This is a genomic window from Photorhabdus viridis, assembly GCF_040256935.1.
Lineage (GTDB): Bacteria > Pseudomonadota > Gammaproteobacteria > Enterobacterales > Enterobacteriaceae > Photorhabdus > Photorhabdus viridis.
Window position 1 is genome coordinate 81,501 of record NZ_JBEJZY010000001.1, and the last position, 20,722, is coordinate 102,222.

19 protein-coding genes and 1 pseudogene are annotated in these 20,722 nt (G+C 42.1%); 9 read left to right on the top strand and 11 right to left on the bottom strand.

Features of this window, described 5'->3' with window-relative positions; translation table 11 throughout:
• The gene (locus ABR397_RS00360) at window positions 1–1,695 is read right to left on the bottom strand and encodes a glycosyl hydrolase family 18 protein (RefSeq protein WP_350303969.1); all 1,695 of its coding nucleotides are present in this window, start codon (window positions 1,693–1,695) and stop codon (window positions 1–3) included.
• Window positions 1,696–2,105: 410 nt separating this feature from the next.
• Here ABR397_RS00360 and stlA point away from each other — a divergent pair, with 410 nt between their 5' ends.
• The 4 genes from stlA to ABR397_RS00380 all read left to right on the top strand — a co-directional run bounded on the left by stlA (window position 2,106) and on the right by ABR397_RS00380 (window position 5,325).
• Window positions 2,106–3,704 (top strand): phenylalanine ammonia-lyase StlA, encoded by a 1,599-nt coding sequence (gene stlA, locus ABR397_RS00365; RefSeq protein ID WP_350303970.1) that lies wholly within the window; start codon window positions 2,106–2,108, stop codon window positions 3,702–3,704.
• A 97-nt stretch (window positions 3,705–3,801) separates the two neighbouring features.
• Window positions 3,802–4,551, top strand: coding sequence for a bifunctional NADP-dependent 3-hydroxy acid dehydrogenase/3-hydroxypropionate dehydrogenase YdfG (gene ydfG, locus ABR397_RS00370; protein WP_350303971.1), 750 nt, complete (start codon window positions 3,802–3,804; stop codon window positions 4,549–4,551).
• 114 nt (window positions 4,552–4,665) lie between these two features.
• Entirely contained in the window at window positions 4,666–5,028 is a 363-nt protein-coding gene (locus ABR397_RS00375) for a DUF1283 family protein (protein ID WP_350303972.1), read from the top strand.
• Window positions 5,029–5,049: 21 nt separating this feature from the next.
• Window positions 5,050–5,325: a DUF1161 domain-containing protein gene (locus tag ABR397_RS00380; RefSeq protein WP_350304063.1), complete on the top strand. Its 276-nt coding sequence runs from the start codon at window positions 5,050–5,052 to the stop codon at window positions 5,323–5,325.
• 157 nt (window positions 5,326–5,482) lie between these two features.
• Here ABR397_RS00380 and bioD read toward each other — a convergent pair whose 3' ends face one another.
• From bioD to ABR397_RS00395, 3 genes are all read right to left on the bottom strand, one after another.
• Window positions 5,483–6,154 carry a dethiobiotin synthase gene (gene bioD / locus ABR397_RS00385; RefSeq protein ID WP_350303973.1) on the bottom strand — a complete coding sequence of 224 codons (672 nt, stop codon included), beginning with the start codon at window positions 6,152–6,154 and terminating at the stop codon, window positions 5,483–5,485.
• Window positions 6,155–6,330: 176 nt separating this feature from the next.
• Window positions 6,331–7,548, bottom strand: a complete 1,218-nt coding sequence (gene mlc, locus ABR397_RS00390) for a sugar metabolism global transcriptional regulator Mlc (RefSeq protein ID WP_350303974.1) — start codon at window positions 7,546–7,548, stop codon at window positions 6,331–6,333.
• Window positions 7,549–7,671: 123 nt separating this feature from the next.
• Window positions 7,672–8,586 (bottom strand): LysR family transcriptional regulator, encoded by a 915-nt coding sequence (locus tag ABR397_RS00395; RefSeq protein ID WP_350303975.1) that lies wholly within the window; start codon window positions 8,584–8,586, stop codon window positions 7,672–7,674.
• Window positions 8,587–8,732: 146 nt separating this feature from the next.
• Between ABR397_RS00395 and ABR397_RS00400 the strand changes: the two genes are divergently transcribed.
• Window positions 8,733–9,977 (top strand): MFS transporter, encoded by a 1,245-nt coding sequence (locus ABR397_RS00400; RefSeq protein ID WP_407072844.1) that lies wholly within the window; start codon window positions 8,733–8,735, stop codon window positions 9,975–9,977.
• A gap of 259 nt (window positions 9,978–10,236) precedes the next feature.
• Window positions 10,237–11,268, top strand: a complete 1,032-nt coding sequence (locus ABR397_RS00405) for a hypothetical protein (protein ID WP_350303976.1) — start codon at window positions 10,237–10,239, stop codon at window positions 11,266–11,268.
• A gap of 69 nt (window positions 11,269–11,337) precedes the next feature.
• Here the strand turns inward: ABR397_RS00405 and ABR397_RS00410 are convergent, their stop codons facing one another.
• The gene (locus ABR397_RS00410) at window positions 11,338–11,871 is read right to left on the bottom strand and encodes a hypothetical protein (protein WP_350303977.1); all 534 of its coding nucleotides are present in this window, start codon (window positions 11,869–11,871) and stop codon (window positions 11,338–11,340) included.
• A gap of 348 nt (window positions 11,872–12,219) precedes the next feature.
• Between ABR397_RS00410 and ABR397_RS00415 the strand changes: the two genes are divergently transcribed.
• Window positions 12,220–12,438: an antitoxin MazE family protein gene (locus ABR397_RS00415; protein WP_350303978.1), complete on the top strand. Its 219-nt coding sequence runs from the start codon at window positions 12,220–12,222 to the stop codon at window positions 12,436–12,438.
• On the top strand, window positions 12,407–12,610 hold the full coding sequence (locus ABR397_RS00420; RefSeq protein WP_350303979.1) for a type II toxin-antitoxin system PemK/MazF family toxin: 204 nt from the start codon (window positions 12,407–12,409) through the stop codon (window positions 12,608–12,610). Before ABR397_RS00415 ends, ABR397_RS00420 begins: the two co-directional genes overlap by 32 nt.
• A 223-nt stretch (window positions 12,611–12,833) precedes the next feature.
• On the opposite strand, the gene ABR397_RS00425 is transcribed toward ABR397_RS00420, so the two are convergent.
• The 5 genes and pseudogenes from ABR397_RS00425 to ABR397_RS00445 form a co-directional block, all read right to left on the bottom strand.
• Entirely contained in the window at window positions 12,834–14,375 is a 1,542-nt protein-coding gene (locus tag ABR397_RS00425) for an NAD(P)/FAD-dependent oxidoreductase (RefSeq protein ID WP_350303980.1), read from the bottom strand.
• A gap of 54 nt (window positions 14,376–14,429) precedes the next feature.
• The gene (locus ABR397_RS00430) at window positions 14,430–14,801 is read right to left on the bottom strand and encodes a DUF805 domain-containing protein (protein WP_350303981.1); all 372 of its coding nucleotides are present in this window, start codon (window positions 14,799–14,801) and stop codon (window positions 14,430–14,432) included.
• Between the two features lie 95 nt (window positions 14,802–14,896).
• Window positions 14,897–15,007: pseudogene (locus tag ABR397_RS00435) on the bottom strand (aminotransferase class III-fold pyridoxal phosphate-dependent enzyme); the annotation flags it as partial.
• 125 nt (window positions 15,008–15,132) lie between these two features.
• Entirely contained in the window at window positions 15,133–15,906 is a 774-nt protein-coding gene (locus tag ABR397_RS00440; RefSeq protein WP_350303982.1) for a nuclear transport factor 2 family protein, read from the bottom strand.
• Between the two features lie 15 nt (window positions 15,907–15,921).
• A complete protein-coding gene (locus tag ABR397_RS00445) occupies window positions 15,922–17,352 on the bottom strand; it encodes a gamma-aminobutyraldehyde dehydrogenase (RefSeq protein WP_350303983.1) in 1,431 nt (476 codons plus the stop codon).
• 361 nt (window positions 17,353–17,713) lie between these two features.
• On the opposite strand from ABR397_RS00445, the gene ABR397_RS00450 reads away from it, so the two are divergent.
• Window positions 17,714–19,321 (top strand): ABC transporter substrate-binding protein, encoded by a 1,608-nt coding sequence (locus ABR397_RS00450; protein ID WP_350303984.1) that lies wholly within the window; start codon window positions 17,714–17,716, stop codon window positions 19,319–19,321.
• A 230-nt stretch (window positions 19,322–19,551) separates the two neighbouring features.
• Here the strand turns inward: ABR397_RS00450 and hcaD are convergent, their stop codons facing one another.
• Entirely contained in the window at window positions 19,552–20,721 is a 1,170-nt protein-coding gene (gene hcaD / locus ABR397_RS00455; RefSeq protein ID WP_350303985.1) for a phenylpropionate dioxygenase ferredoxin reductase subunit, read from the bottom strand.
• Between the last annotated feature and the right edge of the window lies 1 nt (window position 20,722).

Here is a 20,722-nt window from a genome sequence, read left to right on the forward strand (position 1 = left end):
TTATGAAATTTTAACCCAAGGATAAGCATCAGATGTTCCAGCGTCATCTGGTGCTGTGCCCCTATTCCACCACTTAGCTTCCCAGTTTTGGTCTTTCCAACTGACTCGATCACCCGCCTTATATTCCTTGTTTGCATCCCATGCCGGGTAATCACCGCCCTTACCTTGATCACCCGGATCAACATTGAAGCCTTTGAAGTAGAATGGTGTCATATCTATCTTTTTCGTGATTAACTCACAACCAAGACCTTCCCTAGCTGCATTGACTAATAAGCCACGGTCTTGATCCGCAGTCCATGTAAATATTCCCCCCAGACTCTTTTCCAATACATATTGAGCCTTAGCTTTAACAGAACGAGGAGTATCAATAGAAATGAACAACTTGCTCTCCTTATTATAGAGATAATCAGCCTCTGCTATATCATCAGTATAAAAATCAAAATTATTTCTCCCCCTTTCATTTTCCAAATCCAGATAATTATATATAGTGTCGTACCATTCTGTTGTTCCTGATTCAAATGAGCCGGTTGTCGTAATCTTTGGCTCCTTTTTCGGAATATAACCCGGATCATAACTGCCGGATAATGGAGAATAACTATCAACAACCGCATTTCTGGCATTACGTGAGTATGCAGCATAACCAATATTAATTGCAGATGCAGGAACACCGATACTCAGTAAATATTCAACTGCTTTTTCTACACTATTTTCACCTCCAGAATAATCACGAAGATTCGTGTGATGCATCAGTTTTTCGGCCCACGGAGTACCAAAGAAATCATAGGTCATAACGTTAATACCATATAGTCCAACCTTTAATAATTCTGGTATTTTTGATTTCTCCATTTTTTCTGGCACTGCGGAACAGGCTATACTTATTTTTACATCCGAGCGCCCCGCTTCTTTAAAAGCAGCAGTTAAGTCTCTAATTAAACTAACATAATAATCGCCATCATCTGGAGCATAAATATTACCGTCATTTCCGGCAACACCTGGGTATTCCCAGTCAATATCAATTTCGGTAAACATAGGGAAACGTCGAAATATATCAACCAGACTCGAACAGAAATAGGATTTCAGTGTTTTGTCTCTGACCATATTATAAAAACCATTACTCATGGTCCAACCACCGACACTGAACGACATAATAAGATCATGGCCCTGGGCTTTTGCAGCCTGTTGAATCTTAGCCAATCCACCTAATACGCCCATACTTTTAGATTGCTCGAAATCCCTTGGCATTTGGATATCTTGCCAGCCAGAATAAGTACAATTCTGATAAGACTGGCAATCACCCCAAGCATCTGTAAATGTGACCTCACCGTTATTGGTACGGGAAAATAATGGTGCTTGTTCTTTAATTTGCTGCTTCTTTTCACCCTCATCACCTAATATTCCACAGAAACCAATAACTAATTTATCATACGCAAAAGGATTATCTAAAAGGTGCTGTAAATCTATTCCTCTACCACGACTGGCGAGATCTTGATTTCCTTGTAATCTGCCGTCATATTGCGACCAATCTGTATAATAGCCAAAAACTTTAGGCTTATTTCGCGTGTCATACTTATTATAAACAGGTAATGCAATTCTCCCCGATGTGTAACTGAAATTTATTGTTTCAGTTGATGGATTGAAATTATCTATTTTATAAGATTGTTCACTAAGAGAATCTGTCTTGATTATTTTTGACATAAAATCACCTCGACTAGATATCAATTTATTCTTCGATGAACATTTAAATCATTTTACTTCGCGTGGTAATACAATTACATTCTAGCTTGTATTCTTAGGAAAACAAATAATTGCTATTTGTTTGATTGTCAATGATCAACTTAATTTTATGTCAACAAATTGTACATTATCATCTATTTATTATAATGAGGTAAAACTAAAAGCAATAATCTTAAATTGAAAATATATTATATCTTTATTGTTATAATCCATAATATTAATGAATTTTTGTAAATTAATTTTTACGATTAATTTATTTTGATTTTACTTTCAAGTGACTATTTTTTTATTTTATATCTATACTAAATTGTATCATTAAGGATATTTGTTTCTTTAATTTATTATTATCACTCTTATATATGGAGATTAAAATGAAAGCTAAAGATGTTCAGCCAACTATTATTATTAATAATAATAACGTTATCTCTCTGGAAGACATCTATAATATTGCTATAAAACAAAAAAAAGTAGAAATATCAAAGGATATCATTGATCTTTTGAGCCGTGGTCGTGAAAAATTAGAGGAAAAATTAAATTCTGGAGAGGTTATATACGGGATTAATACGGGGTTTGGCGGAAATGCTAATTTAGTTGTGCCATTTGATAAAATCTCAGAGCATCAGAAAAATCTGTTGATTTTTCTTTCTGCCGGCACTGGGGACTTTATGTCCAAAACTTGTATTAAAGCGTCACAATTTACTATGTTACTTTCCGTTTGCAAAGGTTGGTCTGCAACCAGGCCAATTGTCGCTCAAACGATAGCCGATCATATTAATCATGATATTGTTCCTCTGGTTCCTCGCTATGGCTCAGTGGGTGCAAGCGGTGATTTGATTCCCTTATCTTATATTGCACGCGCATTATGTGGCATTGGTAAAGTTTATTATATGGGAAAAGAAATTAGCGCGGCTGAAGCAATTAAACATGCAGGATTGACGCCATTATCATTACAGGCAAAAGAAGGTCTTGCCCTCATTAATGGCACTCGAGTCATGTCAGGTATCAGCGCGGTTGCCGTTATCAAACTGGAAAAACTATTTAAAGCATCAATCTCTGCCATTGCCTTGGCTGTTGAGGCATTACTTGCATCTCATGAACATTATGATGCCCGAATTCAGCAAGTAAAAAATCATCCTGGCCAAAAAGCAGTGGCAAGTGCATTACGTAATCTATTGGCCGATTCGACTCAGATTAATTTATTATCCGGGATTAAAGAACAGGCAAATAAAGTTTGTCGTCACCAAGAAATTACCCAACTAAATGATACCTTACAGGAAGTTTATTCAATTCGCTGTGCGCCACAAATATTAGGTATAGTGCCGGAATCTTTAGCCTCAGCCCGAAAAATATTAGAGCGGGAAGTTATCTCTGCGAATGATAACCCACTGGTAGATCCAGAAAATGGCGATGTTTTGCATGGCGGGAACTTTATGGGACAATATGTCGCCCGGACAATGGATGCATTGAAACTGGATATCGCTTTAGTTGCCAATCACCTCCATGCAATTGTGGCACTTATGATGGATAACCGTTTTTCCCGTGGGTTACCCAATTCACTTAGCCCAACTCCCGGCATGTATCAAGGTTTTAAAGGTGTCCAGCTTTCTCAAACCGCTTTAGTTGCTGCAATACGCCATGATTGTGCTGCATCTGGTATTCATACCCTCGCTACAGAGCAATATAACCAAGATATTGTCAGTTTGGGATTACATGCTGCACAAGATGTTTTAGATATGGAGCAGAAATTACGCAATATCGTATCAATGACAATTTTGGTCGTTTGTCAGGCAATTTATCTCCGTGGCAATATTAGTCAAATTGCACCTGAAACAGCGAAATTTTACCATGCAATACGTGAAATCAGCCCTCCTCTGATAACCGATCGCGTATTAGATGAGGATATAATCCGAATTGCAGATGCCATTATTAATGATCAACTCCCACTGCCAGAGATTATTCTGGAAGAGTAAAAAGAAAATGACTGAAAATTTTCAATGATCTCTTGACTAAAAATGCAGAACCCCATTTACTGCAATAAAAACAGTATTAGTGAACAAGGGGTTTTGCATGATTATCTTTGTAACAGGAGCAACATCAGGTTTTGGTGAAGCGATCACCCGAAAATTCATTCAAAATGGCGCTAAAGTTATTGGAGCTGGCCGCCGTAAAGCACGATTAGAAAAATTAAAAATTGAACTGGGTGATGATTTTTACGCTGTTCAACTTGATATCACTGATCAGGCTGCTATCAACCAGGTTATTCAACAATTGCCAGAGTCACTTTGTAATATTGATGTTTTAGTTAATAACGCAGGTTTGGCGCTTGGATTAGAACCCGCGTATCTGGCTAACCAAAGTGACTGGGAAATAATGATTGATACCAATGCTAAAGGCGTTGTGAATATGACCCGTGCCCTACTGCCTGAAATGGTGGAAAGAAATCATGGGCATATTATTAATATCGGTTCTACCGCTGCGAATTGGCCATATTCAGGTGGGAATGTTTATAGCGCGACTAAAGCTTTCGTCAAACAGTTTAGTCTGGGCTTACGGGCAGACTTACAGGGAAAAAATATCCGTGTCACTAATATAGAACCTGGTTTAGTTGGCGGTACCGAATTTTCTTTAGTCCGCTTTAAAGGTGACAATAACAAAGTGAATAAAACCTACGATGGAACTCAGGCACTAACAGCCGGAGATGTCGCAGAGGCTGTTTTTTGGGTTGCTAACTTACCTGCCCATGTCAACATTAATACATTGGAAATGATGCCGGTTTGTCAGTCGTTTGCCGGGCTTAGCGTGCATAGAAATATATAATCACATTCTTCTTGATAATTTGTTGAACATCTTCATGTTATCTTATAATTTATCTATCTGATAATTTCTTATTGCGCCATCGAATTTGGCTCCACTCTTTCAAGAGGATAAAAGATGAATTTTTGTAATTCTTTGATATTAAAAGCTATACCTGCTATCGCACTGGCAATTCCTTTGTTATGGCAAGCACCGGCACTGGCGGCAACCTGCTCTTCCGGGGGAACCTGCGTCACAGTAAATGGCAACGGAGATACTGCGCTAAGTAAAGAAGCAGCCCGTCAAAGTAAAGAGCAATGGGATGAGACCAAGAATCTTCGTACCAAAGTTAATAAACGTGCTGAGAAGGAATTTGATAAGTTCGATAAAGCGATTGATGCTCGCGACGCATGTATGAAAAGTACCAATATCAATGCTTATTGGGAACCCAATACCGAACGTTGCCTGGACAGCAATACTGGTATGCCTATCAGACCGTAATATAAGGTGATAATAATGAAGATGAAAAAAGCACTTTTATTCAGTGCGTTGATCGTTACTGTGTCTCCATTTACGCTTGCTGCACAAGCTTCATGCGAAAGCGTAAAAGAACAGATTGTGCAGAAAATTATCCATAATGGTGTGCCGGAATCTAGCTTTAAATTGGAAATTATTCCTAATGACCAAACCGAACAAGCCGGTAGTAAGATCGTTGGTCATTGTGAAAATAATACCAAAAAGATTATGTATACCCGGCAAGGGAGTCAATCTACAACCCCGTCGTCAGTCACAAAATAAACCCTTATTGTTTTTCTGGGGATGCGCGGAATTCAGAGAAAATATTACGCAAATACTTTCCAACCTAAATAAAGGTCGAATCTGTACTTCTTCGACCTTTATTTAACCAGCCATCACCTGTTAATCTCACCAGTCAGGCGGGTATGTCAGCCCATGATTATTTTGCAACTTGTTTTAATAGAGTGGAAATATCCAGATAGCAGGATAGATCTTTTTCTTCCGGACGTAAAATATAAGGAATTTCACCTAACTGTGGTGCATTAATATAACAACGTAACCTATCCATAATTTTCGCATAATGAGATATACCTGGATTAACTCTATTTGCTACCCACCCAATTAATTGCAACCCATCATTTATGATCGCCTGCGCGGTTAAAATTGAGTGATTTACACAGCCAGGTTGAATGCCTACTACCAAAATGACTGGAATTTTTTCCCGAATCACCCAATCAAAATAAAAAGTTTCATCATTCAGCAACACACGCCAACCGTCGTTACCTTCAATAATAACACAATCTGCCTTATTGCTAAGATTATTTAATCCTTGTTTCATCTGATCGAAATCAACCTGGTTTTCTTCACAGTAACTATTTTTCCAGATAACGGGGTTAATTTCTTCATATTTAAATTGAACGGGAGAGGATTTTTGCAAAATTATACCATCTCGATTACGCATTCCTTCTTCTGTTTCATACCCTTCGGTGGCTATAGGTTTATAACCTACGGCCGTTGCTCCGTCACGATTAAAAGCTTGTAATAAGGCACGGGTAACAACTGTTTTACCTATATTGGTATCTGTCCCCGTAACAAATAGGCGAGTTAACATAAATTCTGTTTTCCATAATGACGGATAAAATCCGGTTAATGAGCACTTAAGTTTAGAGGGTACGGCTATAAGGGAGATTGCGTTAGCTCAATGTTTTGTTTAATTATTTCGTAAATTGAGTAACAAAAAATTTATATAAAGCAAATATTACTACCAGAGAACGTTTATCAGATCTACTATCCTTTCATTAAATTGACTAATAATGAACCATCATATAAAGCCTTTTTAACTGATGACACCGCAGATAATGTTCCTGAGTTATTGAATTCTGTTGCAACCAACTTAACCTGTTCACTATAAGCAGGCAAAGCATGTCGTTGAATACACTCATTAATGACAGGATATAAAATTTGCTGTGAAGCATTAAGTGGAGAGCCAATCAGAATTTTTTCCGGGTTAAATAAATTCACCATAATTGCGACAATATGACCAATTTTTACCCCTATATCACGAATAATATCTATTGCTAGAGTATCACCTTTATTCGCCGCCTGACAGAATGATCCAACAGTTAGTGGTTCACAGTTAAGTAAAGAATCTGGTACCGTTATTAATTGCTGCTTTGCTCTGGATAAAATGTGATTGATACCTGCAACTGTCTCCAAACAGCCCAGGTTCCCGCAATCGCAACGTTCACCATCAAGTTCAACCTGAATATGCCCTATTTCCATAACACTGCCATTGCCTGCATGTAATGTTTGTCCTGCAATGATAACGCCGACTCCAACATTTTCATCAATAACAATCTGAATAATATTCTTACAATTTTTCGCTGCGCCATATAATGATTCAGCTATCGTCCAGGCTGTGATTTCATGTTGGAGAAATACGGGTAATCCGGTACGACGATGCAGATATTCCCCTATTGACAATTCTTGAACCTGATAATAAGGAAGATTACGGATTAAACCTTTAGTCGGATCAACAATCGCATTTACCGTAATGCTAATGGCTGTCAGACGCTCAAGGCAGGATTGATAACGGCCGAAAAATGCGTCAATTTCATCAGTAATACAGTCCAAAAAGGACTTTTTATTGCTGGCAGGTAATGGTAAGACATCTTCAACAATTAATTTGCTGCTTAGATCACGTAGGCCCAGAATTAAATTCCCTAGGCCAATACTGACACATAAAAAATGCCAGCTTTTAGAATCAAGTTTCAGTCCGGTCGCTGGGCGTCCTCTGAATCCCAAATCCAAAAATTCTGTTTCCATCACTAAGTGCGTATCGACCAATTCACGAACAATCTTAGTAATACTGGCAGGAGCAAGTTGTGCTTTTTTAGATAGCTCAATACGGGAAATTGGGCCATATTGATCAATTAAGCGATAAACAGCACCAATATTAGTCTGTTTTATATGATCAATATGACCCGGTTGTCCATCCATACTCACCCTTTTGCTCTTTAATTAATTTGCACTTCAAAATAATTGTCGGCTAATTATGTCGATGTTTTAGGCAAAAGGTATCATTCTTTCAATCAATATGTGATATTAAACACGAAATTTAGCTGATTCTTACTCATGCTTCTCATCCAGAATATTAGATATGAGTAGTTTTGTCAGTCTGTTTGCTGCAGCTGATACCGGTCGGCTTTTATGATTGACTAACCAAACCTCAGAGAAAGATCGGTTATCAGCTAACGGAATATACTGAACGCCATCGACTTTCAGGCGGGTAAAAGATTCAGTCACAACGCTGATCCCGAGACCAGCAGAGACAAGACCAAGAATAGTCATTGCCTCACCAGCTTCCTGTGAAATCATCGGCGTCACACCTGCCTGGGCAAGTAAAGTAATGATTTCATCATACAAAGCAGTTCCAACTTCGCGTTCAAAAAATACCAGTGGATGGCCCGCCAACATTTCGAGCTTTATTCCCTGCGGAGCATATTCTAATAAAGGGTGTCCATCATAAACAGCCAGCATAAAAGATTCACGGAATAATAGCCGATGCTCAAGATTATCCGGTAATTGCGTATTACGCATGATGCCAATATCTAACCGTCCAGTCAGCAGCGGAGCAATCTGACGCTTGGTATTCATTTGATGCATATGAATAGATACCTCCGGGTATCGTTCGCGGAATTGCCGTAAACTCAAAGTGACCTTATGCATAAAAGGTGTTGTAGAGGTGAAACCGATAGATATTTCACCTAATTCTCCTTTTTGCATTCTTGCGGCTTTTGTCGCTGCGGCATCAACCTGAGCCAGAATCTGATAAGATTCCTCCAGAAACATGTTACCTGCCGGAGTTAATCTCACATTCCGATTATTACGTTCTAATAACTGTGCGTTTATACTATTTTCAAGTGACTGAATTTGTTGGCTTAACGGAGGTTGTGAGATATTAAGCCGCTCTGCTGCATGACCAAAATGTAATTCCTCTGCAACTGCAACAAAGTAACGTAAGTGCCGTAATTCAATAGCCATAATCACCTTTGAGATCTAATAAATATCATTATTAATGATTAATATATTAGACAAAATATTTTGCAATTCATATGCTTGATCTACATTAAAATGCAAGTTACTTATTATGAGTTAAGTAAGGAATTCATGTGAGCACCACCCGTAGCATCGGCGAAAATCCAACTCCCGATAATCATCTTGTCCAAGATGCTCAACAAATTAAGAGAAATTATATTCAGAAAACAGATCCTTTATATATCAGAGTGACGTTGTCACTCTTTACCATAGGATTAGCAACATTTGCCCTACTCTACTTTGTTCAACCCATTTTACCTATATTATCGGAAGATTTTGGTGTTTCTCCGGCCACCAGCAGCTTATCTTTATCGCTTTCGACTGGAATGCTGGCGCTGGGGTTATTGATAACCGGCCCTTTGTCTGATGCCATTGGCCGTAAAAATGTTATGGTAACCGCGCTATCTGCCGCTGCATTTTTCACTTTACTCAGTGCATTTATGACCAGTTGGCATGGAATTCTGATTGCGCGCGCTCTGGTTGGCTTATCTCTCAGTGGCGTAGCCGCCGTTGCAATGACTTACCTTAGTGAGGAAATTCATCCTAATTTTGTTGCTTTATCAATGGGACTTTATATCAGCGGTAATTCTATTGGCGGAATGAGTGGGCGATTAATATCAGGTGTGATAACTGATCATTTCTCATGGCGGGTTTCTGTCATCGTATTAGGCTTATTTGCCTCAATTGCTGCAATTATGTTTTGTCGTATGTTACCTGAATCCCATCGTTTTCAGCCAAGTTCCCTCAAACCTAGATCTTTATTGATAAATCTGAGATTACATTTTCGTGATAAAGGGTTGCCATTATTATTTTCTGAAGCATTTCTGCTCATGGGTGGTTTTATTACGATGTTTAATTATATCAGTTATCGTTTATTAGACTCACCCTATCATTTTAGTCAATCGACTGTCGGTATGTTATCCATTATCTATTTGGCTGGTACATACAGCGCATCTAAAGTAGGTGGATTAACAAGTCAATATGGACTAGGGAAAATGCTGATAGTGACGATTAGTATGATGCTAACGGGTACTCTTATTACCATGCTGCCCTCTACTGTGATGATTATGATTGGGATGGTCATACTCACTTCCGGTTTCTTTGCCGCACACGCTGTCGCCAGCAGTTGGGTTGGACGTCGTGCTCGTCGGGCTAAAGCACAGGCGTCATCTCTCTATCTCTTCTGTTATTATGCCGGCTCAAGTGTAGCGGGTACCTTTGGCGGCATATTCTGGCTGCAATGGGGCTGGAACGGCGTTGTTTTATTTATTACCATTCTCACCCTTTTAGCCCTATTTCTGGGGATTAAGCTCGCTAAACTCCCTGAGGCAAAATAATCTAAAGCAACAATTTTATCCATAATTAATGGCGGATTACTATCCACAGTAATATTACTATCTACTTGGATTGAAATTCGCTTAACCTTATTGTCGCCCTCTGTTTACCGGAATTTTACGTTATATTCTCGCCTGCCAGTCAATACGCTCCACTATCTGATTTGTCAAAAATTTATTTATTTTTTTCACGAAGCGCTAAAAAACGTGGGAATATTATCTGATCAGAAGAAAATCATTCTTATTTAAAGGAAAAGTTAATATGGGAAACTCCAGATTTGAAGGTTTCACCAAAGAGGAAATAAAACTGGCATATGAATTTGATATGCTAAATAAATCAATGGTCATGGCGGGACAGAATGTACATGCACTGCAAAAGCAGTTGTATCGTCTTAGCTCACCGCAAAAGCTGTTGAATAAAATGGGGCGAAATGCACTGGTGGAAATTAAAGACACAATGATACGCTCAGTTCCCGCCTCAATAAGTGCAGGGTTAGCTGGCGCTGCTGCGGCTCCAGGCGGTCCTGCTATCTCTTTTCTCGCCAGTGCGGCAGCGGGAAGCCTTGGTGGTGAGTTGGCAAAGCCCATTACGTCAAGAACAGGTGTTCATACCCAGCTATATCCGACTTGTGCCAACAATACGACTAAAGATATTGAACGTGAGGTAATGGGGAAATTACAGGATAAATTAAGCGGCTACCCCAGGCTACATGAGCTATATCGTACCTATGTGAATAAAGAATATGCGCAGGATTTTGTGCTGGATACTGCACTAGCAAACACGCCTGATGTGATGACCAGCGCTATAACCGAAGGGGTTAGTAACTGGACAGCCGGTACTTTCAGCTCCATGCTGCAATATGGTTCAATACCCGTTAGCTCAAAATTAGCTTTGAGTTTGACTGCGGCGGCGGGACTGGATCCCCGTGGTATTTATCACAAAGGAAAAGATACATTTCGAGCAATGGCTAACATGAAACCGGGCCCACATGCGGGTGGTAATCTGAAAACAAAAAAATTAGAAAAATTGCTGCATACTTATCAAGAATATTTACCCTATCTGGAGCAAAATTTACTCCGGGCAAGAGATTGCCTGTCCCAGTTGATAGCCTCATTGAACAACAATCCGAATAGAAAGTTAAATATCAGCGCATTCATGAATAAATTCCCTGATCTTGCCTTATCACATAGCAAGGCCCGCGAAGTATCTAAAGATATTATCAGTATGCTTGAATTGCTGATTATGCTGGAAAAAGAGAGGGAAAATGAAATAGTTAAGGAAACCAGTTTATAAGGTGAATCCTCTTTTGGGTGTATTGACTCAGGTCAGCCACCCGAGAGAGGGTTTCAATATAGAATGAAACTAATTAATAATAATTTTGAAATCTGTAGGAATTAAATTTGCCAGAAAATTTGAAGTGACTTTATTCTTCACCCGAAGAACAAGGTTTGGGAAAGCGGAATTCTTATCACTATAACTCAATTCACCATTCTTTATAAGATAGAAACAGGGATCAATGAGATTTACACTGTATTCTCCACTCCCCGTATCACAGGAATATATGCCGAAATTATCAAAACCATTCTCAATATATGCACCATTATTGAAAAACCAATCTTGAATTGGCTGCGCCCTTGACATTTCTGCTGTTGAGCTTAATGGAGTGAGAAACTGTGCTTTAAACGTGAATGCAAGATAAAGATTTGTAACACCTGGAAAACAAAATAAGTTGTGAAACTCTGAAATTTTTTGACCATCCAACCATATAAATCCCGGGGTCCAAATGCGAAAATCCAAATTCTCCGCATTCCATTTTTCTATTTTTTTATCAGATGCCAATGGGAGTTTCGCAACGATACTATTTGGAGCATATTTGTTTATATAAATATTAGTCATAATTGCGCCTCATCTCTTAATTAATCTACTTGGCTAAATAGCCTCACCTTGTTTATTATCTCTTTTTTACAGTATACAGCCATAATTGGATTGCCGCTAATTATTTACCCAAATTGCTTCATAATTGCCACATTCCTAAAAAATAACTGGAAAACTGTGTAATTCAATTAAGACAAGCGCAAAATATTCACCTACCGAAAAATTATTGTAAGCATCGATATCAATATTAAAATAATATACGGTAAGATTATCCCCATGTGCGAATAAAAAAGTGATGCACACAAAGTGTTGCATGTAACGTTTTTTTGGTTATATTGTGAGCATGGTTACATGTCACGAGGATGAAAGATGAATAAGGTTGCAGATCGTGTAAAAAAACACAGACAACAGCTTAGAAAGTCAGGATTAAGGCCCGTTCAAATATGGGTGCCTGATACACGCCTTCCTCATTTTAAAGAAGAGTGCCGGCGTCAAAGCCATCTGGCTACAGCAATGCAAGACAAGGAAACAGATGCACTATTAGAAGGTGCGATGAATGAATTGGCTGATTCAGGAGACTGGGAGTGAAGCGAGGAGACCTTTCCTTGAAACAAATCTTGAAAAACTATCACAGGTCATGATTGATAAGGCAATGACTCTCCCGAAAGAAAAAGCCGGAGCAGTATTTGGTAAACTGGATTACGCGACGATGCAGCAGGTAGATCGCTGTTTGGCCTTGTTTTTAGGCATCGCAAAATAAGCAAATCATCAACTGACATCCTGTATGTACACAAGATTTTATTATTTTGATGTGATCCACGAGCTGGTTTCAAAGGACGCTGTCACCGAAAGTGCTTTGACATAACGACCCATCAGGCGAAGGCGTGTTCGGCAAGTGCCCGTGCTGGCATAGCCAGAAATAACATATTCATCAGAAACTGATTGTCCAGCAATGCCAGTTAGCGCTTGATGCCTACCTTAGCTCAGAACGAAACCATCTCTGCCGGATTAAACGTGCTTATCACTCCCAGAATACCCTTAGCCAACGGAATGGCTACCGGAGAGAGATAGGAACCCAGCGGGATGCTCGCGTGGTCAATGCGGGTAAGCATAGTAAAGTCGTCGTTACGTCCGGTAAAATCATCGCTGATCGCTTTGCCAATGCGCACCGTCTGCGCCACTCCATGGCCGCTCCAGCCATGTACCATATACACGGGTACGCTGTCGCCGCTCTTGCGGGCGTCGATGGCGCCGTTCAGGGTCAGATCACTGATCCCGCCCCAGGAATATTCCAGTTCGTTTTTTTCCAGCTGCGGGAACACGGTTCTGATACGCTCAAGCAAATAGTTGTTCACATCACGCGGTGACCAGGAGTTGCCAGTACCCTGGCCACCGAACAGCAGGCGATTGTTACGCACCGCACGATAGTAGTCGATCTGTAACTGTGTATCGTAGACCGGCAGATCTGATGGGATCAGCTCTTTTACATCTACTGGCAACGGCGGCGTTACCGCCACGTAGGTGAAAAAAGGCACCGTAGTGGAAGGGCTGGAGATAAACTCCCCCGTTGAGACATGTACACCCAGAACCACGGCTTTGCTCGCCTTGATAGCCCCCCGCTCAGTTTCTACGACTGTGCCGCCAGCATCCTGTCTGATACTCTTCACTTTGGTACTGTCATAGATTCGCCCACCCAGTCTGGCGAAACCATAAACCAAGCCACGCAACAGCGCCAGAGGCTGGACTTGCCCGCCGATACTGTCGATATTTGCTCCATGGTAGATGCCAGAACGCACATACTCTTCCTTCAACTCGTACGGTCCGATAACCGTCATCGCCGTATCTCCCATCCGGCGCCGAGCATCGGCATTAGCCACCAGCGGCCCCATGTGGCCTGCGTGCACCGCAACAGTAATATGACCATATTTGCGGTCACATTCGAAACTGTAACGCTCACGGAGTTCATCCACGAGATTCATCGCTTCAACCGATGCAAAACGCCACAAGCGTTTAGCCTCATCGGATGAAAATTTCTCCAGCATGGTTTCAGCTTCCCAGCGCGCAAGCCCGGGGGTCATCTGTCCCCCGTTGCGGCCAGAAGCGCCTGAACCAATATTATCCTTTTCAACCAGAATCACGTCCACGCCCGCTTCAGCAAGATGCAATGCCGTGGAAGCGCCCAGCAACCCACCACCGATGACCACAACCTCGCAGTTCTGGTCTCCAGGCAGGCTTCCAAAAGCTGACCAGTCAGCCAAAGAAGCTTCATAATAGTTGGCTGGCATGGCGTCAACAGCAGCCTCTTTATGCCAATTCCAGATACGCGGATCCAACCCCAACCGGCTGGCTCTATGCTGCGCATCCTCCAATAGTATCGGCCGGAGCTTATCAACATTGATGGCAGGAGCATCGGCCGTGGTTAAGGTCCGGGCGAGCAGGGATAAGTTGGGAAGTACGGATGAAAGCACTCCGACCCCCGCGAGCGTCGCGGCGGTAGAGATAAAATCTCTTCTGTTCATTGTCATTTCAGCACTCCTTTCATGATCTTGAAATCACCCGCTGGCCTGGTCCGGAGCGTTTCACTGTGAATGAATCCGGCTCTCTGAGCTGTATTTATTGCCGCCGGCGCTCCCTTTCAGACCGGCTAGAATCAGCAGGATAACAGTGCCGATAAACGGTATGAGATGCAGCAGTAACCACCAAGCGCTGCAATTGATGTCATGCAGGCGACGGGCATTCACTGCTAGCGCGGGCAAAAATGTGAGCAGCAGATAGACAGCGCTGAACCAGCCCATATAAATTTCAGGATTGGCAACGGCAAAGTAGCTTTCAAGGAAAGAGATAATAAATACAGCCAAGATCTGGAACAGAACAAAATACCAGAACTCCTTACGTTCGGCTCGACCCCTGAAGCATGCATAGTTTTTTAATACATTTAAATACCAGTGCATTGTTGTCCCCTCTTGTGAGGCAGCAGGTTCTACCTACTGTTCAGTCAGATCGAGCAGCACAGACTCCAGAATATTGAGCGCTTCGTCAAAAACGTTATTTTGTTACCACCATAGGTTCCCCCCAGACCACCAACCACTACAGCGTCCATCAACTCTGCACGTCCCGTTACAGCCGCCAGCGGCAAACCACCCGCCAGACCTTTCGCTAACATAGATTCAGTCATAAATGAAAACTCCTCAGCAATCTGAAATAGCGGGCTTCAACAGGCAGACGCCCGATGTGATTCGGTTCTCCCCGTTCGCATTCGACGAGGATTTACAGCGGTTTTTGCTAAAAAATACCGTGGCGATGCAGCGCTTTCTCATCCTCCGGTATCGGGGTAACAGCATCCCAAAGTTCAGCCACTTTGCCGTTCTCAATGCGCCATAGCTCGAAGAAGCTGTGACGCGCTCCGGCGATACTCCCCTCCGAATGGGTCAGAACAAATTGCCCATCGGCTACCGTACGGTGAATTTTAGCGTAATACAGATCCTGCCCTTCATCCCTGAGTTGCTTAAGAAACGAGATAACCGCCGCCGTACCATCGGGAATATCGGGGCTGTGCTGGCGAAACAATTCACCATTGGTGTAGTTCCCAAACTCTTCGTAGTAACCCTCGATTAGGGTACGTGTAAAAAAGTTAACCACCAGCTCGCGATTCTTCTCCCGGTCATGACCATGACCTGTTTCAGTCGGGCCGTCTAACTGAGTTCGGGCACTGGCGTTGGGTGCAGCCTGCGGCATCAGACCGTCCCAGTGCTCTACGATTAAGCCGTCGGCAACCCGGTATAGATCGAAACCGACCAGCGGCCGGTCGTCTAATCCCGTAAAACGACCATGAATGGCAACCAAATCACCATCTTGCAATACACGATACGTTTCGTGATGCAGTTCAGGATGTGTCCGGACCAGCTCACTCAATCCGGCAAGACCATCTTTGACCAACGGGGAATGTTCGATGAAATGCGGCGCAAAATAACGCTCAAGCGCCCCTACATCACGGTCAGTAAACAGCTCGTAGTGCGCACGCGACACCAAGTCGCGCGGAGATCTATTCTGAATCATTACGGATGTCCTATGTCAGTCGTTGGAACTCATCACATGTTTGATACGCGTATATTCATCAAAGCCATAAACTGATAGATCTTTACCATATCCTGAGCTTTTGAAACCGCCATGCGGGGCCTCCGCCGTAAGAGGAATATGGGTGTTAATCCAGACGGTACCGGAATCGAGTTCACGTGACAGACGCAACGCACGGCCATGGTCGCGAGTCCAGACACTGGAAGCCAATCCGTATTTCACGTCGTTAGCTTTCTCTATAGCATCCTGTTCATCGCAGAACTTCTGCACCGTGATGACCGGGCCGAAAATCTCGGCCTGGATTGCTTCGTCATGCTGTTCCAGACCGGTAATGACCGTAGGTTCAAAGTAATAACCCGAACGTTCGGCCTGACGGCCTCCTATTTCGATGCGGGCATGAGCGGGCAGACGCGCAATGAACCCTTTGACCTGCTCCAGCTGACGAACATTATTGAGCGGCCCATACAGCGCCTCTTCATCTTCCGGATAGCCAAAGCGGGTGGCTTTAGCTGCCGCCACCAGTTTGGCGACGAAGGTATCGTAAACAGATTCATGCACCAGCACACGCGAAGCTGACGTACAATCCTGACCCGCGTTGAAGTACCCTGCGGTCGCAATGGTTTCCACCGCTTTGTCCATATCTGCATCGGCGAAAACAACCACCGGCGCTTTGCCGCCTAGCTCCAAATGTGCTCTGGTGAGATTAGCCGCCGCCGAAGAGGCAACCTGCAAACCTGCACGCACGGAACCAGTGATGGAAACCATAGCGGGCGTCTTGTGTGAAACGACCAGAGCGCCTGCGCTGGCATTACCCAACACCACGTTGAATGCACCTGCCGGGAAGAACGGAGCGGCCAGTTCAGCCAGCAACAGAGTACTTTCCGGCGTGGTATCGCTCGGTTTGAGTACCACAGTATTGCCCGCTGCCAGCGCAGGCGCTATCTTCCATACTGCCATCATCAGCGGGTAGTTCCACGGAGTAACTTGCCCCACCACGCCCAGTGGTTCACGCCGGATGCTGGTCGTCATATCAGGAAGATATTCAGCAGTAGCTTTTCCTTCCAGAAAACGGGCGGCGCCGGCGAAGAAACGAATATGATCCACTGACGTCGCAACTTCCTCGGAAGCAATCAGATGTTTGAGCTGCCCCGTATTGCGGCTTTGCGCTTCGATCAGACATTCAGCGTTTTTTTCCACCGCATCGGCTAATGCCAGCAACGCCCGCTGACGTGCTGATGGTGTGCTGCGCCCCCAGATCTTGAACGCCTCTTTAGCTGCGGCATAAGCTTCATCAACATCTTCCACAGTCGCGTTAGGAGAACGCATATAGACTTCACCAGTGACCGGGCTTACCAAATCAAAATATTCGGAATCTTTAGATTCAACATACTGACCATTAATGAAATGCCTGAGCATGGGTACCGCCATGGTTACCTCCTGATGGATGGGATAACATAAAATATAACTTATGATTTAATATATTCAATGGTTACATCACTGATAATTTTGTAATAAAAAAGTAAAAACAAAATTATGATTATATACATAGATATAACTTTCTATACTTTTGTTCAGGGAAATATGCCAATCTGTGAGAAGGATCGAGGATTTCAGATTTTACCGACTGGGTAATATAAGCAAACCAACGGATTTAATCTGGTCTGCCTCCGGGAAGAAAAGATTCAGCAGGCTATTCCACGGCAGGATTATTTACAATAGAGCCAATATCAGATATTGCTCAATTTGCAATATCAATATTAAAAAACGAAGTCTTATTGGAGAAAACACGATGAAAAAGACAATAAAGAATATATCTTTATTCACAGGAATTATATTTGGAAGCTTAACATTATCTCATGCAGCAATTATTCCACCTGGTACACAATTGGCGATTAATCAGGATATTGTTCTTCATAATGGTTCAGAACCTGCGTCTCTTGATGTCCATAAAGTTGAAAGCGATGTTGAATTTGATATTATTCATGATTTCTTTAGTGGATTAATTGACACAGGCATTGATGGTAAGTTGAATCCCGATTTAGCCGTCAGTTGGGAGACCAAAGATAATAAAGTCTGGCTATTTCATTTAAGAAAAGGAATAAAATGGTCTGATGGTTCTCCTATTACTGCCCATGATGTGGTTTTTAGTTGGCGGCGTTTAATTGATCCTCAAATGGCATCTCCATATGGCAGCTATATTGAAAACATGTATATAACCAATGCCAAAGATATTCTTGCCGGAAAGAAAAAAACCGATACATTAGGTGTCAAAGCACTGGATGATATGACAGTAGAAGTGACATTAGAGCAGCCGCTATCCTATTTCTTACAGATGGCGGCACATCCGGTTATGGTGCCTATCAGTCAAAAAGCGGTTGAAAAATATGGTGAGAAATGGACTCAACCGAATGTGTTTGTCGGTAGTGGCCCGTTTAAACTGGCTGAATGGATCGTCAATGAGAAAGTCATTGGTATCAGAAATCCACAATATTGGGATAATGCACATACCGTTATTAATAAAATCACCTATCTTGCCGTCACATCAGATACAGCGGTGGTGAACCGTTATTTAGCAGGGGAAATAGACATAACAAAAAGTATCCCATCAGTTTCATTTAACTCCTTAAAAACTAAGTTAGGTAGCCAAGTTCACATTTCACCTAAATTAGGTGTTTATTATTACGAATTTAATACCCAAAAAGCGCCTTTTAATGATATCAGAGTCAGACAGGCATTAAATTTGGCTTTAGATAAAACCATCATCTCAGATAAGGTGTTAGGTCAAGGTCAAAAAGCCGCTTATAATAATACTCCACCGAATACCGGAGGAATGAATTTAAAACAACCTGATTATGCATCATTGCCGCTGGCAAAAAGGATTGAAAAAGCCAGACAGTTATTGAAGGAAGCCGGTTATAACAGAAATAATCCATTGAAATTCAATCTTCTTTACAATACATCAGAGGATCACAAAAGAATTGCTATCGCAGTTTCCTCAATGTGGAAGAAAAATCTGGGCGCGGATGCTGTCTTACAAAATCAAGAATGGAAAACAATGTTAGATACAATGCATCAAAATAATTTTGATTTGGTGAGACATGCGTGGATAGCTGATTACGATCATCCAGCCTCTTTTTTAAATAATTTTGTGACTAACAGCTCTAATAATACTTCATTATATAGTAATGATATTTACGATGATCTGATGCAAAAGGCCAAAACAACAAACGATATGAAATATTTTCAGCAAGCACAAGATATTCTTACAAGTGATGTGCCATCAATTCCTATTTATTACTATGTCAGCGCCAGACTAGTAAAACCTTATATTGGTGGATATTATATCAGCCCGCTAGGTTTTGTATCATCGAAAGATCTTTATATTATCGAACATTAAATAATCATCTGCTGTTTCTCTGCAATTTGAAGTCAAAAATTGTAGTGCTTTGAACCACTAATAAAAACTCAGTCCGATTCATAAATTTAATTGCACAATTCGGACTGAGTTTCCTTTCTGCCCACGGAGTCCGAAAAAGAGTATCCAGCTTTGCATACCATGCATACCATGATTGTAGCAAGCTGGATAAGATATTTGAACGTTGCCATTAGAACTTGGAGTTTGTACGCTTACACCGAAGCCACCGTTGAATTAGCCAGTAATTTCCGTAAATTCCGCATTTCCCTTCCCTGATTAATCGCAACAGCGCCCACTAAGATTTCATTTTCTGTACCCAACAAAACAGCTTTATCTGATTGCAAGTCACCTTGAATATGCCATTTCTCAGCCTGCATTTTGCCGACCATCTGGATATTAATGCCCCACTGATCTGTCCAGAACCACGGAGCACCCGGCTGTGGGGGCTCCAATCCCATCATTGCATGTGCAGCGATAGTTGCCTGGCGGTTAGCATTTTCCCAAGTTTCACGACGCTGGAGATCCCCCGTTAAAGGCTCTCTCTGAAGGCAAACATCCCCGGCAGCAAAAATATCCGGTTCAGACGTCTGACAACAGTTATCAATGACGATACCACCATTAGTAACCAAACCGGCATCAGCAGCAAGTCTGTCCCTGAATTCCGCACCGATACCATAAATAATAATATCTCCGATCGCTTTTTCTCCGGTGTTCAGCATAAGAACTAACTCATGCCCTCGCCTTTGTGCGGAAACAATCTTGGTATCAAGGAAAAATTGCACCCCTTTTTCCTGATGGCGATTTAAAAGATAATCCTGCAACAACGGAGGCGCGCAACGCCCCATGATGTTATCCGCCTGTTCAATAACCGTCACATTCGCGCCCATTTCACAGGAGGTTGCCGCCAGCTCCAGACCAATAACACCCCCGCCGACAATCAAAACCCGTTTACCTTTTTTCACCGCCTGGCGTAAACGTTGCGCATCATCCAATGTTCTCAGGGTGTAAATATTTTCACCCAGCCGATCGAGCAGCGGAAACCGTCTGGCTCTTGCGCCCATGGTGAGCAGGAGTTTGTCATACCTGAACTTATCGCCATTTTCCAAAACGACACAATGCCCTGCGGGAATAATACGACTGACCGGCTGACCCATGCGTAAATCTATCCGGTTTTTCAGATAGAAATCTTCGGAGAACAAATACTTCGGTTCTTCTTCCGGGTTCATTAAATACTCTTTTGATAAAATAGGCCGCTCATAAGGTGCATGATATTCTTTGCCAATTAAAACAATATCGCCATCAAACTGTTGCTGCCTTAAAGTTGCGGCGGCCATTGCCCCCGCTTGTCCTGCTCCGACAATAATAAAAGTCTGATCCCGCATA